Annotated in this window: 11 protein-coding genes, 1 rRNA gene and 1 riboswitch; of the genes, 2 read left to right on the top strand and 10 right to left on the bottom strand. The window is 61.6% G+C overall.

The genetic code is table 11. The features are described from left to right. Nucleotides 1-19: 19 nt before the first annotated feature. Nucleotides 20-134: ribosomal RNA gene (gene rrf, locus EB812_RS08615) — 5S ribosomal RNA — on the top strand. 181 nt (nucleotides 135-315) lie between these two features. Here rrf and EB812_RS08610 read toward each other — a convergent pair. Together EB812_RS08610 and EB812_RS08605 are read right to left on the bottom strand one after the other, a co-directional pair. Further along, nucleotides 316-720 (bottom strand): VOC family protein, encoded by a 405-nt coding sequence (locus EB812_RS08610; RefSeq protein WP_118230508.1) that lies wholly within the window; start codon nucleotides 718-720, stop codon nucleotides 316-318. A gap of 847 nt (nucleotides 721-1,567) precedes the next feature. After that, on the bottom strand, nucleotides 1,568-2,059 hold the full coding sequence (locus tag EB812_RS08605; RefSeq protein WP_118230507.1) for a rubrerythrin family protein: 492 nt from the start codon (nucleotides 2,057-2,059) through the stop codon (nucleotides 1,568-1,570). A 182-nt stretch (nucleotides 2,060-2,241) separates the two neighbouring features. Here EB812_RS08605 and EB812_RS08600 point away from each other — a divergent pair, with 182 nt between their 5' ends. After that, nucleotides 2,242-2,889: a YigZ family protein gene (locus EB812_RS08600; RefSeq protein ID WP_118230523.1), complete on the top strand. Its 648-nt coding sequence runs from the start codon at nucleotides 2,242-2,244 to the stop codon at nucleotides 2,887-2,889. 346 nt (nucleotides 2,890-3,235) lie between these two features. On the opposite strand, the gene EB812_RS08595 is transcribed toward EB812_RS08600, so the two are convergent. From EB812_RS08595 to EB812_RS08560, 8 genes are all read right to left on the bottom strand, one after another. Further along, nucleotides 3,236-3,958 (bottom strand): ABC transporter ATP-binding protein, encoded by a 723-nt coding sequence (locus EB812_RS08595; RefSeq protein ID WP_118230506.1) that lies wholly within the window; start codon nucleotides 3,956-3,958, stop codon nucleotides 3,236-3,238. Next, entirely contained in the window at nucleotides 3,958-4,728 is a 771-nt protein-coding gene (locus EB812_RS08590; RefSeq protein WP_118230522.1) for an ABC transporter ATP-binding protein, read from the bottom strand. Before EB812_RS08590 ends, EB812_RS08595 begins: the two co-directional genes overlap by 1 nt. 42 nt (nucleotides 4,729-4,770) lie before the next feature. After that, a complete protein-coding gene (locus tag EB812_RS08585) occupies nucleotides 4,771-5,934 on the bottom strand; it encodes a branched-chain amino acid ABC transporter permease (RefSeq protein WP_118230505.1) in 1,164 nt (387 codons plus the stop codon). A 12-nt stretch (nucleotides 5,935-5,946) separates the two neighbouring features. Further along, nucleotides 5,947-6,858: a branched-chain amino acid ABC transporter permease gene (locus EB812_RS08580; protein ID WP_118230504.1), complete on the bottom strand. Its 912-nt coding sequence runs from the start codon at nucleotides 6,856-6,858 to the stop codon at nucleotides 5,947-5,949. Between the two features lie 111 nt (nucleotides 6,859-6,969). Continuing rightward, complete coding sequence (locus tag EB812_RS08575) at nucleotides 6,970-8,139, bottom strand: ABC transporter substrate-binding protein (protein ID WP_130958084.1); 1,170 nt, start codon at nucleotides 8,137-8,139, stop codon at nucleotides 6,970-6,972. Between the two features lie 709 nt (nucleotides 8,140-8,848). Continuing rightward, nucleotides 8,849-11,116: a 5-methyltetrahydropteroyltriglutamate--homocysteine S-methyltransferase gene (gene metE, locus EB812_RS08570; RefSeq protein ID WP_130958083.1), complete on the bottom strand. Its 2,268-nt coding sequence runs from the start codon at nucleotides 11,114-11,116 to the stop codon at nucleotides 8,849-8,851. 156 nt (nucleotides 11,117-11,272) lie between these two features. Beyond that, a riboswitch (cobalamin riboswitch) is annotated at nucleotides 11,273-11,506 on the bottom strand. A 278-nt stretch (nucleotides 11,507-11,784) separates the two neighbouring features. Next, nucleotides 11,785-13,230, bottom strand: coding sequence for a tetratricopeptide repeat protein (locus tag EB812_RS08565; protein ID WP_242621251.1), 1,446 nt, complete (start codon nucleotides 13,228-13,230; stop codon nucleotides 11,785-11,787). Nucleotides 13,231-13,239: 9 nt separating this feature from the next. After that, nucleotides 13,240-14,469 carry a hypothetical protein gene (locus tag EB812_RS08560; RefSeq protein ID WP_130958082.1) on the bottom strand — a complete coding sequence of 410 codons (1,230 nt, stop codon included), beginning with the start codon at nucleotides 14,467-14,469 and terminating at the stop codon, nucleotides 13,240-13,242. Nucleotide 14,470: the final 1 nt, after the last annotated feature.

The following is a 14,470-nucleotide window of genomic DNA, read 5'->3' as shown; positions in this document are numbered from 1 at the left end:
TATATTTTTGACAAATTTCTTTGGTGACCATGGAGGAGAGGGTACACCCGAACCCATTCCGAACTCGGTAGTTAAGCTCTCCATCGCCGATGATACTGCATAACGTCATGTGGGAAAGTAGGCCGTCGCCAAAGATTGCTCATAAACGCCCCTCGCCGCTCAACAGCGCGAGGGGCGTTTGTTTTTGCGCGCTGTTCTCGTTGCGGTTGTGCGCTGCCCGCGCACTGACCGGCTGTCCTTGCCCGTAAGCCGCCACCCGGCAACGGCTAAAGGCGACGTCATGTGGGAAAGTAGGCTGCGTAAAAATCCCGGCCGCTACCGCAAAAAGAGTTTTTTATTGCCATATAGCGCGCCCTGGCCAGCCCTGGCCCGTGCCCAGAGCTCGGCATCGGAAAGCGAGGTCTGGATAAGCTCCACCGGAACGCCGGCATCGTTAATTACCGCGACCCAGTAGTCATCAATGGGTTCATAGGGACCGAGGATGACCTCTTCACCCGCAATGGCCGCGTGCAGGTCGCTGACAGCAAAGGCCACATGCGGCAGTGTGCGCAGCAGGGGGTGCAAGGGCGAATCCGCATCAAATCTGTGCCATTGAATTTTGAATTTCCCAGGATTGTCGGAAGTATACATGCCCGCCTGCGGGCTATAAAGTTCGTTGTCCCTGATTTCGTGGGTGGGAATGCCGGTGTGGTGAAAGGTATAGGTAATGCCGGGTTTCATTTGTCATTCTGCCTGGTTGTGTTAATAACAGATTCTTCGCCCACGCGCATGAGCCTTTGCCGCCGGAAAGCCGGATCGGGCGCAATGCCGGTGTGCGGCCCACGGAGGAAATGCCATCTGGACAAGGGGATTCTGCAACTTCCCCGGGGGCTCGGCAATGGGTGAAGTGGTCCCGGTTTATCCTGGCCGCACCAGGCATTTTGTTGGCGGTTTTCCCCGTATCAGACTGCTGTCACACTCGCTTGTTTGTGATAACGGTCCGGCAGAAATCTGTCTGGGCTGCCGTGTGGGCGGAGCCGGTTATAAACGTTGATCCCTTTGTCGGCGCCGCACGAGCTCCCGAGCCGGTTCACCAGCGTACAGACATGCGCATGCGCACTTGAGTGCGCGCCAACGTCGTTTGATTATTATGTTGTCCAGCTGCGACCACGACCAGCCATGGAGACTGCAACGCCCAGGGCCTTTCAAGTTTGAAATGCCTGGCGGTCGCGTAAGCAGACGCCCGTCGTGGAGGTGCAAGCACAATTTATTTTTGCGCTTAAGCGCCGGAACGAGCGTGCCATAAACTTTGAGACTACATATTTTTAAAGGTATTCGTCTTTACTAGAGCATTTAACGCTTGAAATGCTCGCTTACGGCAGGCAAAAGCCTGCCTTCTTGCATTTCGTGGCAAGGATTTTCAAGAAAATCCTTGCAGAGCAGTTAGCTCATTTCATTCGCTAACTGCTCTAGGCCTCTCCCAAGCGGGGAGAACACAGCTAAAAGCCCCTCCCTGCCGGAGAGTTCTGGCAGAAAGGGGCGTTAGCACAATCAGGAATAAAAATCCTGCAGCACTGTCGGTGCGGGCTTAATCAACCTTAAAGAAAGCCGCCGCGCCGCCGCCACACACGGGACAGGCGTCACAGGGCCCTTCGTGGGTGTAGCCGCAGATCTTGCAGACGTAGTAGTCCGTAGCAGGCAGGCCACCGGGGTTCTCCAGCGCCTTTTTGTACAGCTCTGCATGCACGCCTTCCACCTCATTGGCAAAGCCGAAGTACTTGGCAATGGCGTTCTGGCCTTCGTCTTTGGCTTCCTTCACCATTTCTGGGTACATCTGGGTAAATTCGTACGTTTCACCCTCAATGGCGGACTTGAGATTGGCGGCGGTGTCGCCGATTTTGCCGGCATTGCGCAGGTGGGCGTGTGCGTGAACCGTCTCGGCGGCCGCAGCGGCGCGGAAAAGTTTGGCTACCTGGGGCAGGCCTTCCTTGTCCGCCACCTGGGCGAAAGCCAGGTACTTGCGGTTGGCCTGCGATTCGCCCGCGAAAGCCGCCATGAGATTGTCCTGCGTCTTGCTCATTGTCTTCTCCTTATTTGCTTAAGGTTGCTATTGATTGAGAACGATTCCTATTTAACGAAGAATATTCCGTTTGTAAAGCGTTTTCAGTAAAAAATTTATCGGCAGCGCCATTGCCATAATTTGCTGGCCCCGCTACAAAAAGACATGCTTTGCACTGCTTCCCATTGTTTCCGGGCCTGGGCATGAGCGCCCCTCGCAGCCGGTATCCCGTGCCTGCGGCTGCGCCAGACGCGCCCCACTGCACCGAGCTTGTCATTCGCCGCAGCCGTTTTTTGGCTCAAAGCGCGCATACGTCGGGGCCGACTGCGGCGCGGGCCTTTGTGGAGGCGCTGCGACGTCGCCACACCGATGCAACCCACAATTGCTGGGCCTATGTGGCGGGCCCGCCGGGGCATACGGCGCAGATCGGTTCTTCGGACGACGGCGAGCCCCACGGCACGGCCGGACGGCCCATGCTGCAGGTTTTGCTGCACAGTCCTGTGGGCGAAATCTGTGTCGTGGTCAGCCGCTGGTTTGGTGGCGTAAAGCTGGGCACGGGCGGTCTGGTGCGCGCCTACCAGGACAGCGTGCGGCAAAACCTGGAAAGTCTGGTCCTATGTGAACGGGTACCGCAAATCCGGCTGATGGTGACCGTGGACTACGCTTGCCTGGACGCCCTGCGTCGTCTGCTGCCTGTCCATGAAGTAAGCATTGTGGACGAGGACTATGCCGTGGCGGCCAGCCTGACCCTGCGCTTGCCGGAGGAGCAGGAAAGCGCCTTCTGTGCCGCCCTGGCCGGTGTGAGCAACGGGGCGGCCATCTGCGTACGGACTGTGGATGCGGCCGACTGAACGCTTTTTCCCCGCCAAGACCTGCAGTCTCTTCCTGCCGGGCCACGACCGCCATAAACCTTGCGGCAGTACAAGACCCCTCAAAAAATACCGTTGCCGTGCAGCAACGCTGCAGCCTGCCCGTCAACATCACTATTGCGTGTTGCCCGGTGAGGAGCCCAGGCCTTTTGCAGAAAGCGTTGCGCGTGCCTTTGGTCAGCGCAACCGTGTGGAGTGCGGTGCAAACGCAACATAATGCGGAAGGAAGAACGGTTGGGGGGCGAGAGCGCCGCACGCGCTGCGCCCCCGGCTCCGTCCCTGGCTTTGTCCTGGGCTGCCTTGCACGAACGGCTCTGGGTGTGTGTCCTCACGCCCCCAGATAGGCGGCCTTGATTTCCGGCGTGGCGGCCAGTTCGGCGGCGGTACCCGAAGCCACAATAGAACCCGTGTCCAGCACATAGCCCCGGTCGGCCACCTGCAGGGCCAGGCGGGCGTTCTGTTCCACCACCACCACGGTGAGGCCCTCGCTGTTGAGCTTTTTGAGGGTGCGGAACATGTCGTACATGAGCAGGGGCGAGAGCCCCATGGAGGGTTCGTCCAGCAGCAGCACGGAGCAGCGGGTCATGAGGGCGCGGCCCACGGCCAGCATCTGCTGTTCACCGCCCGAAAGCGTGTCGCTGCGCTGGTGCATGCGTTCGCGCAGGCGGGGAAACAGCTCAAACACGCGCTCCATATCCTTCTGGATATCGTCGTCCTTGCGGGTCCAGGTGGCAAGTTTGAGGTTTTCGTTCACCGTAAGATTGCCGAAGATGTGGCGTCCTTCAGGCACCAGGTCCATGCGTAGATGGGCCACCACATGGTGCGGCTCGGTCTTGAGAATGGAAGCGCCGTTGAAGCGGATGTCGCCGTTGAGCACTGTGGGCGATTCCGGCGGCGGCAGGCGCATAATGGCCTTGAGCGTGGTGGATTTTCCCGCGCCGTTGGCGCCGATAAGGGTGACAATTTCGCCCTTTTCCACATGAAAAGAGATGCCGTGAAGGGCTTCGATCTTGCCATAGCCGGCGTACAGATTTTCAACTTCCAACAGCATTATACGTTCTCGTCGCCCAGGTAGGCTTTGATGACTTCGGGGTTGGACTGGATTTCCTGCGGCGTGCCCTGGGCGATGGTCTTGCCAAATTCCACCACCATAATGTCCTGACACAAGGACATGACTACCTTCATCTGGTGTTCGATCATCCAGATGGCGATTTTGAATTCGTCGTAAATCCAGCGGATGTGCTTGATGAGCCCGTCCACGTCGGCAGAGTTGAGCCCCGCGGCCGGTTCGTCCAGCAAAAGCAGCTTGGGGTCGGTGGAAAGGGCGCGGGCCAGCTCCACCCGGCGCTGCAGGCCGTAGGGCAGGTTTTTGGGACATTCCTGGGCCACGTCGGTCAGCTCCATTATTTCAAGTATTTTCGCTGCTTTGTGGCGCACGCGCTGTTCTTCGCGGCCATAGCGCGCGTTGTTGCTCCAGACGTCCAGCAGGTTGTAGCCCAGGCGGGAGTACTGTGAAACGCAGATGTTGTCTGTCACGGTCATGTCGTTCCAGAGGCGGATATTCTGGAAGGTGCGGGCCATACCCATGGCTGTGACCTGGTGGGGCTCCAGCTTGTGGTTGTAAACGTGGCCGTCAAAGACGATCTGCCCCTCGGTGGGGTGGTAGAAGCCCGAGGCCAGGTTGAAGACCGTGGTTTTGCCCGCGCCGTTGGGGCCGATAAGGCCCACCAGGGTGTGGTCTTCAATGGCGATGGAAAAATCCGTCAGCGCGATAAGCCCGCCGAAGCGTTGCGTGACTTCTTTCATTTCAAACAGTGCCAAGGTCAGCTCCCGCAATAGTTGTCAGTGCGATGGGGAAGGGGGCTAGTCCGCCTTGCCGATAGTCAGCAGGCGCTTCAGCCGGGGAAAGGCCTGCGTCAGCTCCCTGTTGCCCAGAAGGCCTTCGGGGCGGAACTGCATGAGCAGGATAAGGATGAGGGGGATGATGACCCACTTCCATTCCTGGCTGATGACGAAGGAGTCCGGAACAAAGGGCACATGCTGCAGAACGTCGCTCAGGGCCGGCAGGGCAAAGCGCAGCAGCTCGATGAGCAGCGTGAACATGATGGCCGCCAGCACCGAACCGGAAAGGGAGCCCATGCCGCCCAGATAGACCATGACCATGGCTTCCGTGGACTTCATGATGCCAAAGCTGTTGGCGTAGATGGAGCTGAAGAGGTGGGCGTAGAGCGCCCCGGCCACCCCGGCGATGCCGGCCGAAACCATAAAGGCCGTGAGCTTCACCTTCTTGGTGTTGACGCTCATAATTTCCGCAGCCACCTCGTTCTGACAGACAGCAGGGATGCCCTTGCCCAGGGTGCTGTTGACCAGCCGGTAAAGCAGCATGACGCTGGCCATGACCGAGAGCACAATCCAGATCATCATCCAGGGGATGTCGGCCACGCGCTCCATGGCGCGCACGGCCCCGCGCATGCCGGAAAGGCCCCGCGGGCCGCCCACGGCGTCTATATTGATGATCAGCGCAATGATAATATAGTTGGCTGCGATAGTGATGATGGCCAGGTAGTCGTCACGGGTTTTGAAGGAGGGCAGCGCCACCAGCAGACCAAACAGCGCGGCCACCAGGCCCGCCACAGCCAGGACGCCGGGAAAGAGCAGGGGGGCCAGTTCCGGCGGCAGCAGGGGCGCGCCGAGCAGCTTGTTTTTGGTAAAGAGCAGGATGGTCAAAAGCCCGCCCACATAGGCCCCCACGCACATGAAGCCCGCGTGCCCACAGGAAAATTCGCCCATATAGCCGTTGACCAGGTTGAGACTGGCGGCAAAAATGACGTTGAGGCCCATGAACTTGATGACTGAAAGCCAGTAGCCGTCAATCCAGGAAAAGTATTCGGCCAGCACCAGTAACGTGCCGCCCAGAAGGAAAATGAGGCAGTCGATCTTTTTCTGCCGCAGGGCGCGTTTGACGGCGTAACCGAAGCAGAGCACGGCAAGGATCAGAAGAGCCGCTTGTACAAACACTGTCAGCATCGGACGCTCCGGCTAGATTTTGGTCGTCTGCGGCATGCCGAAAATACCCGTGGGCCGCACCCACAGGATCAGCAGCAGAATGGTGAATGAAAACAAATCCATATAGGTGGAAGGCAAAAAGGCCACCACCATAATTTCCACAAAGGCCAGGAGGAAACCGCCCACAAAGGCCCCGCGGATGTCGCCTATGCCGCCCACCACGGCGGCGATAAAGGCCTTCCAGCCCAACATGGCCCCCATGTAGGGCTCCAGATTGGGGTAGCACATGGCAAAGAGCATGCCCCCCAAGCCCGCAATGCCCGATCCCAGTACAAAGGTCACCACAATGACGCTGTCCAGGGGGATGCCCATGAGCGGCAGGGCGAAGCGGTCCCAGGAAACGGCCCGCATGGCCATGCCCACCTTGGTGCGCGTGACCACGGTCTGCAGCAGTGCAAAGACCACAATGGCGGCCAGGATGACCCAGAGCTTGAGGTTGGTGACCACCAGGGGCCCGATGGAGTAGACGACCTTATCCACCAGATCGGGCAGCTTGCGCTTGGTGGCGCCCAGAAGGGCCAGGTTGCCGTTTTCCAGAATCAGACCGCACATGAGGGCCGTGATGACCACATACAGGCGGTGCGCCCCCTTGCGCCGCAGGGGCCGGTAGGCGATGCGCTCCAGAGTGACGCCCACCAGGGCCGTGAGCAGCATGGTCAGCACAATGGTCAGCCACAGGGTGACGGGCTTGGAGAGGCCTATGGCCGGTGAGAGCAGATAGGTGGCGACGAAGAAGGAAATATACGCGCCTACCATAAAGATGTCGCCGTGGGCGAAGTTGATGAGGCGCAGTACGCCGTACACCAGCGTGTAGCCCAAGGCGATGAGGGCATAAAAGCTGCCCCACTGCAGGGCGTTGAGCATTTGTTGCAGCAGAAAATCCATGGCATCCCCATTGGACTGGCGGTTGGAAGCGGCGGTGCGGCAGGGGGCCCCCGCCGTTGCAACGCAGCGCGGCCCGCCGGGGCGGGCCGCGCTTGAGTGCTGGCTGAAAGGTTATTTGGGGCAGACCGATTCCACAAAGGCAAAGGAGCCTTTGTCCGTTACGCGCACGATAACCGCGCACTTGATGGGGTCGCGGTTGGCGTCAAACTTCATGCTGCCGGTGATGCCGTCGAATTTGGCCATGTTGGCCATGTTGTCGCGGATGATCTTACGCTCTTTTTTCAGGTCCGGGTCAATCTTGCCGGCCTGCTGGATGGCGTTGAGCACGATATTAATGGAATCCCAGGTAAGGGCGGCCACATCGTCCGGCACATAGCCGTATTTAGCCTGGTATTTGTCGATAAATTCCTTGGTCTTGCCCGTAGCTCCTTCAGCCGTGTAGTGGGTGGAGAAGTACTGGCCCACACAGTCTTTGCCGCAGAGGTTAAAGAGCTCGGCCGAACCCCAGGCGTCGGAGCCCATGAAGGGGCCCTTGTAGCCCAGGTCACGAGCCTGCGGCACAATGAGGGCCGCGAAGCTGTAGTTCTCCGGCACAAAGATGAAATCGGGCTTGGCCGCGATGACCTTGGTGAGCTGGGCGGAAAAGTCCTGGTCCTTGGGGCCGTGGGATTCCATAGCCACCACAGAGCCCTTGCCGTGCACCTTTTCAAAGGCTTCCTTGAAGTTGTCGGCCAGGCCTTTGGAGTAGTCGTTGGAAACCTCAAAGACCACGGCGGCCTTTTTGGCCTTGAAGGTCTTGGAGGCAAAGTCCACGGCCACCGGAGCCTGGAAGGGATCAAGGAAGGCTCCGCGGAAGACCCAGGGGCGGTCTTTGGTGGCTTCCGGGTTGGTGGACCAGGGGGTGATCAGGGGCACTTCCTCGTCGTTGGCCACGCCGCCGGCGGGCACGGCCTGCCGGGAGGACTGCGGGCCCACAATGGCCAGCACCTTGTCACGCTCAATGAGCTTAAGGGTGACGTTGACGGCTGATTCGGGTTTGGATTCATTGTCTTCGTAAATGAAATCCAGGGGGTACTTCTTGTCGCCCACCTGCAGGCCGCCTTTGGCGTTGATTTCTTCCTTCAGCATTTCGGCGGCGTACTTGGAGCCCTCGCCCACCTTGGGGATTTCACCCGTGAGGGGGATGGGGAAACCGATTTTGATGGGCGCTTCTGCGGCAATGGCCGCATGCCCCACAAACAGGGACAGGGCGCAGGCAGTGGCAACTTGCAACAACTTCATGAAGGCCTCCCGATTGTTTTGACGGACACGGTATAAACAGTATTCCCTACCACAAGACAGCCTACAGCAAAAAGTATTCCGAACTAATAACTACGGAAAAAAATTAAAGAAATTGTCTGCCAGCCCTTACCAAAAAACACATTTTGGTAACTTCGCCTCAAGAAAGTCTACCGAAAAGTTGGAAATATGCCAGAAACAAGTGTCCTTTTCTTTTGTCATAAAGCGCAATGCAAGTCAATTTTTCTGGGGAGGAACTGGATGCGTTTCGGGTTTTTTTCTACGTACAGCGCAGCCCTGAAAGGCTTGGGCGGAGAGGATGCAGGCCCCTTGGGGCCGCCGGCGTGGCGGTTTGGGCCTGCGTGCCGGGGAAGGGCTGCGCAGAGCGCATCTGGCGGCTGTTCTGAAAAAATCCGGCTTCCGACTGGGGAGGCGGCAAAAAAATTTGGACCTGCCCCACAGCAACGCTTGTGGCGTATCTGTAGAGGGAAGAAGCGTAAAAAAGACGTCCCGCCACAGGCCGGGTAGGACGGCATGGGGCGGGACGTGGTGTTCTTCGGCACGCTTGTCTGAAACAAACGACATAAATGTCGATTTTAACAGAGCTGTACGGCCGGGAAAGGGCTGCTTTGTTATTTTATTGATTTATATCAACATAGTATAGAAGATATAATTCTTTACGGAACGGTAGTTTTTCTGAGCCCGCGGGGCTTCAACCCAGTTCCGCCCGCACTTGCCGCGCGGCGGCCACCATGTGCTGCAGGGCGGGCCAGGCTTCTTCCCAGCGGCGGGTCTTGAGCCCGCAATCCGGATTGCCCCAGAGCCGCTCTTTGGGGATGTGGCGCAGGGCAAGACGCAGCAGACCAGCTATTTCTTCCGTGTCTGGCACGCGCGGGCTGTGGATGTCGTACACGCCAGGGCCCACCTGGTTTCTGTAGTCGTAGCGGGCAAAGGCGTCCAGCAGTTCCATGCCGCTGCGGCTGGATTCGATGCTGATGACGTCCGCATCCATGCGGGCAATGGCCGGCAAAATGGCGTTGAACTCGCTGTAGCACATGTGACTGTGGATCTGGGTGGCCGGGGCCGCGCCGCACGAAGCCAGCAGAAAGGCGTCCACGGCCCATTGCAGGTAGACTGCGGCGTCGGCGCTGTTGCCGGGCATGCCTTCCCGCAAGGCGGCCTCGTCGATCTGGATGATTCGGATGCCCGCCGCCTCCAGGTCGGCCACCTCGTCGCGCAGGGCCAGGGCTATCTGGCGGCAGACCTGGTCACGGGGCAGGTCGTCGCGCACAAAACTCCAGCACAGAATGGTCACGGGGCCGGTGAGCATGCCCTTCATGGGCTTGCTGGTCAGGGACTGGGCGTAGGTGGACCAGCTCACAGTCATGGGAGCCTTGCGGTAGATGTCGCCGTAGATAACCGGCGGTTTAACGCAGCGGCTGCCGTAGCTCTGCACCCAGCCGTTCTGGGTAAAGCAGAAGCCCCCTAACTGTTGGCCGAAGTATTCCACCATGTCGTTGCGTTCCGCCTCGCCGTGCACCAGCACGTCCAGGCCCAGTTCTTCCTGTTTGCGGATGCAGTGGGCGATTTCGGCGCGGATGGCGGCCTCGTAAGCCTCTGGGTTTATTTCTCCCCGTTTCCAGGCCCGGCGCGTCTGGCGGATAGCGGCAGTCTGCGGAAAGGATCCGATGGTGGTGGTGGGCAGAAGGGGCAGCCTGAGCCAGGCCGCCTGCGCCGCGCGGCGTTCCGGTGCGGGCGCGGCCCGGCGCAGCATGTCCGGAGTCACGGCGGCGGCCCGTTCCCGCACGGCGGGCAATACGGCTTCGGGATGTGCCCGCCATTGCCGCAGCACGGCGGCGTTGGCCGCCAGCAGATCTGCGCCCCGGCCCAAGGCCACGGCTTTAAGCTCAGAAAGTTCCGTGCACTTCTGCACAGCAAAGGCCAGCCGGTCGCGCACCTGCGGGGGCAGAGCCGTTTCGTCCGTGGCGTCCACGGGGCAGTGCAGCAGTGAGCAGGAGGAGCCCAGCAGCACGCGCTCCGGTCCCAAGGCGCTTGCGACCCGTTCCAGCGGGGCGGCGGCGCGGGCGTAATCGGTCTTCCAGATGTTGCGGCCGTCCACCAGGCCTAGGGAGAGGGTCATGTTTTCGGGCAGGCCGGCCAGCACGGGTTCCAGCTGGCCGGGGCCGCGCGTCAGGTCCAGGTGCAGGGCGGCGCAGCCGCTGCCCAGGGCCAGGGGCAGGTGGCGGGTCAGGGGGCCGAAGTAGGTGGTCAGCAGGATTTTGTCCGGCGCGGCGGTGTTGAGTGCGGCGTAGGCGTTCTTGAAAAGATCGGCGGCGCGTGCGGGCAGAAGTTCCGTGCAGAGCACGGGTTCCTCCACCTGGATCAAGGGGCAGAGCGGGGCCAGTTGCCGCAGCAGCGCCGCATAGACGGGCAAAATGCGTTCCAGCAGGGCCCAGGGGTCCGTGCCCTGCCGTGCCTTGCCCAAAGCCAGCCAGGTAAAGGGGCCGATAAGGGCCGCCTTGGGCGTGAAACCCAGCGCGCGGGCCCGGCGCACGGATTCCAGCACGGGGTGCGCGCCCGGCGTCCAGGGGGTATCAGCTTCCAGTTCCGGGGTCAGGTAGTGGTAGTTGGTGTCAAACCACTTGGTCATTTCCAGAGCCGGAAGGTTGCGTCCCGCGTGGCCGCGCGCCAGGGCGAAGTAGCGGTCCAAGGGCGCGTCCTCCGCGCAGGGCGCAAAGCGGGCGGGCAGGGCGCCGAGCATGAGGGTCGTGTCCAGCATGCGGTCATAGAACGAAAAATCGCCGCAGACTACCATATCCAGCCCGGCGGCCTGCTGGATGCCCCAATGGCGGGCTTCCAGGTCGCGACGTACGGCGTCAAGGGCTGCGGCGTCCGACTGGCCTTGCCAGAAGGATTCCAGGGCGCGTTTGAGTTCACGCGCTTTGCCGATGGAGGGAAAACCGAGGATGTGGGTTCGCATGGAAGATCCTTTCAGACTTGCGGCGGGGGCCGTGCGGCCCACGCGGCGGTGAAAGGCAGTCCACGTCACGCAGACCCGCGAAAAACCCTTTTCGCGGGTGGGGGCTCGTGCCTGTACGCGAGACAGTGCTGCCGCGCCGCCGGGGCGCGACAAGCCCAGGCGGCCATGTGACAAGGCGTCTCCTGGCTTCCGGCCCCGGCGCACGGCATTTGGCCGTGCGCATTCCGCGCGGGTGACGCCGAGGGCGCCGCGTGCGCGGAAGCGTCGCTCCTTCCCGCCGGCAGGCAGCAGTGGCGCGGCGCGGGGTGTGCCGGTTACAGTGGCGCGCCCGCAACGGATTTGCACCGTTTTCCGTTTCTTATCACAATATCCGGATAAATTGATATAGTTTTGGCGCGCTGTTGTCAAGCGTGATCTGCCCCGACGCAGCGTTTGTCCGGGGCGGCGAGAGCAGTTAGCGAATGAAATGAGCTAACTGCTCTGCAAGGATTTTCTTGAAAATCCTTGCCACGAAATGCGAGAAGGCTGGCTTTTGCCTGCCGTAAGCGAGCATTTCAAGTGTTAAATGCTCTAGCTGGGGTCGCAGAATCGGGCGGGGTTTTGGCAGGGGCTGCGCGTGGGCGCTGCCGGTTGGCCCTCGTGGGGCGAGTCCGACTCTGGCAAAGGCGTCAGTCCTGCCGGGTCAGGTGGTAGACTTTGGGCACCATGTACATGAGGCTCATGAGCCGGCGGGCGGGTTCGTAGCGGGTGGCCACCACCACCGTGCCCAGGTTCCAGAGCTGGGCGTCCTCCCCTTCGCTGGCCGAGGGCTGTCCCATGCGTTGGCTGACCATGCTGACAATCTGTCTGGCGGTTTTTTTGTTGGGGGCCAGGTAGTCCAGCTCCAGAAAACCCAGGGGGGCCGGGTCGCCGGGGCCGTAGCATACGGCCAGCTGCGACGCGCCGGGGGCCACCCGTTCGGCGGCGTAGATATCGCAGATATGGGCGTCGTCTTCGCGTTTGGGTGTTGCGCCCGCGCGGCGCAGGGCGTCGCGTACGGTCGGGCGGTCTGTGGCGTCCAGGCGCAGGCCAAAAAGTACGGCGGCCGGGCGCGCAGGCTCTTCAGCGGCCATTTCCTCCAGGGCGCGCACGGCCCCGGCCTCGCCCTGCATGGCTGCGGCGTAGAGCAGGAGGGTGGCCCGCATACGGTTTTGGGGCACCCCCAGCCCCGCGCGATAGAACTGACCGAGTCGGGAAAGGGCCTCGGTCTGCTGCTGGGCCGCCGCCCGGCTGTACCAGGCTGCGGCAGCCTTGAGGTCTTTGGGCACGCCGCGTCCCAGTTCGTAAAGCATGCCCAGATTGTACTGGGCCACGGGCTGGCCCTTGCGGGCGGCCAGGTCAAACCAGCGGGCGGCTTCTTCGGGATTGGCGGGAATGCCCCGCCCCTGTTCCAGCACGCGACCGTAGTTGCTCATGCCTGCGGGATCGCCGGTTTTGGCGGACTGCGCAAACCAGTGCAGGGCGCGGCCTGTATCCGGTTCCACTCCCTGTCCCTGATCGTAGAGGACGCCAAGATTGTTCATGGCCAGACCGTCGCCGGCGGCGGCCAGATTTTCCCAGATGCGGCGGGCCGTGGCGTAGTCGCCTTCGGCATAGGCCTGTACGGCCTTTTGGGCTGGGGTGGCGGGGGCCTCTTTGGGTTCTTTGACCTGAGCGCCCGCGCCCACGGCTCCCGCTGTGCCCGCGGCGGCAGCGGCGGCTTTGTTCTGCTTTCGTCCCTGGGAGCGCTTTTTGGTGCCCTTGGGTCTTGTGGGCTGGGTCGGGGTTTGCAGGGCCACGGCGCGGGGCGCAGTGGGGCCGGATACGGCGGCCGGGGCTGTCTGACCGGGCGCGTCGGGAGCCGTGGGCGTGGCGACGTTTGCCCTTTGCGGCGTGGCGGGAGCGCCAGGGGCGGCGGTTGCGGGCGCGCGGGGCGCGGGCACGGCCGGGGAGGCCAGTGTGGGCTGGGCGACAGCGGGCGCGGTCAGCGCCGGAGCGGCGTGCGGGGTCATGACCAGGGCGGCGGTCAGGGCAACGGTCAAGACCAGAGCCGTAACCGGCAGGTGGTCCTTCGTAGCGTGATGGAGCAACCGCATGGCGTGTCTCTAGCGCCGTTTGGGGCAGTCAGAACGCATAAAGTCCACCTCGGGCCGGTCCGTAAGGCGAGGGTCCGGCACCAGAGCATGGCCGCGCCAGTCGCGGATGACGGCGTTGATCTTGTCCATATCCACATAGGCCAGCAGGCTGGACCAGCGATCGGCCATATCCCGCAGAATGCGGGCGTAGACCACCTCGCCGCCGTGGAAGCCGTCCACAAATTCGCAGTCCGTGGCGGCAAAGGTGCGCGGGTCTGTAAAGTCCATGACTTCGATGCCGCGGGCCAGCAGGGCGTCGCGCAGGCGGAAAAGGTGGGGGTAATCCTCCTCGCGGGCGCGCAGGGCGTCCAGAGCCGTTATCGAGAGGGGCGCGATGAAGACGTAGGTGGCGATGCCGCGGGCTTTGAGCCGGCAGTAGATTTCGGCAAAGGCGTCCAGATGGGCCGTGCTGATGCCGCCCACATCGCGGCTGTCCTTGAGGGGCGGCGAAGGCGCAAAGGCCTTGATGCCGTAGCGCACCTGCTTGAGCGTGTCTTCAAAACGGTAGTCAAAGGGGCGTTTCTGCCCGGTGATTTCGCCCGTGTAGTACCAGGAGCCGTCAGAGCCGAAGCCATCGTCGGTCTGCTGGGCCATGATGCCGTAGCGGTCATCACGGAAGCCGCCCAGGGAGCGCGGCAGCACGGGGCCCAGCAGGTCGCGCCAGGAGATTTTGCCTTCCAGAAGCCAGGTCCAGGGCTTTTTGAGACTGTCCAGATTGTAGCCATAGGAACCGCTGGTGGGGGGCTCTTCCTTAAAAGGGTCGGGATTCCACCGGGGCATGAACCACCAGAAATCCAGGCCCAGAATGACGGCTTCGGGCCGGTGCAGGCGCAGCATGGCGTCCAGCGTGGAGCGGAGCACGGGCAAATTGCCCGCCGTGCCGCCCACATTGAGGAAGGGGCGGCGGAAATAGGCCCCCCGGAACTGCATGACCCGCGAGGAGCCCAGGGCCACCACCTGCGGCTTGACGGCGGCATAGAGCTGGAGTTTGTAGTCCACAAAGTCCTGGGAAACGCCCGAACCGAACAGGGCAAAACGCCCGGCGGCCTGATTTTTTACAGCGCGTTCCACGGCCAGGTCGCCGCTGCTGTGCAGCCACCAACAGGTGTAGGGCACGACCAGCAGGCAGGCGGCCAGCACCAGACCCAGCAACAGGGCAAAAAAACGTTTGAGAAAGGCGGCCTCGGTAAGCAATCTCATG

It is taken from the genome of Desulfovibrio legallii (assembly GCF_004309735.1).
GTDB lineage: Bacteria > Desulfobacterota > Desulfovibrionia > Desulfovibrionales > Desulfovibrionaceae > Desulfovibrio > Desulfovibrio legallii.
Note: the sequence above shows the minus strand (reverse complement) of the source record. Positions and strands in the feature narration are given on the sequence as shown.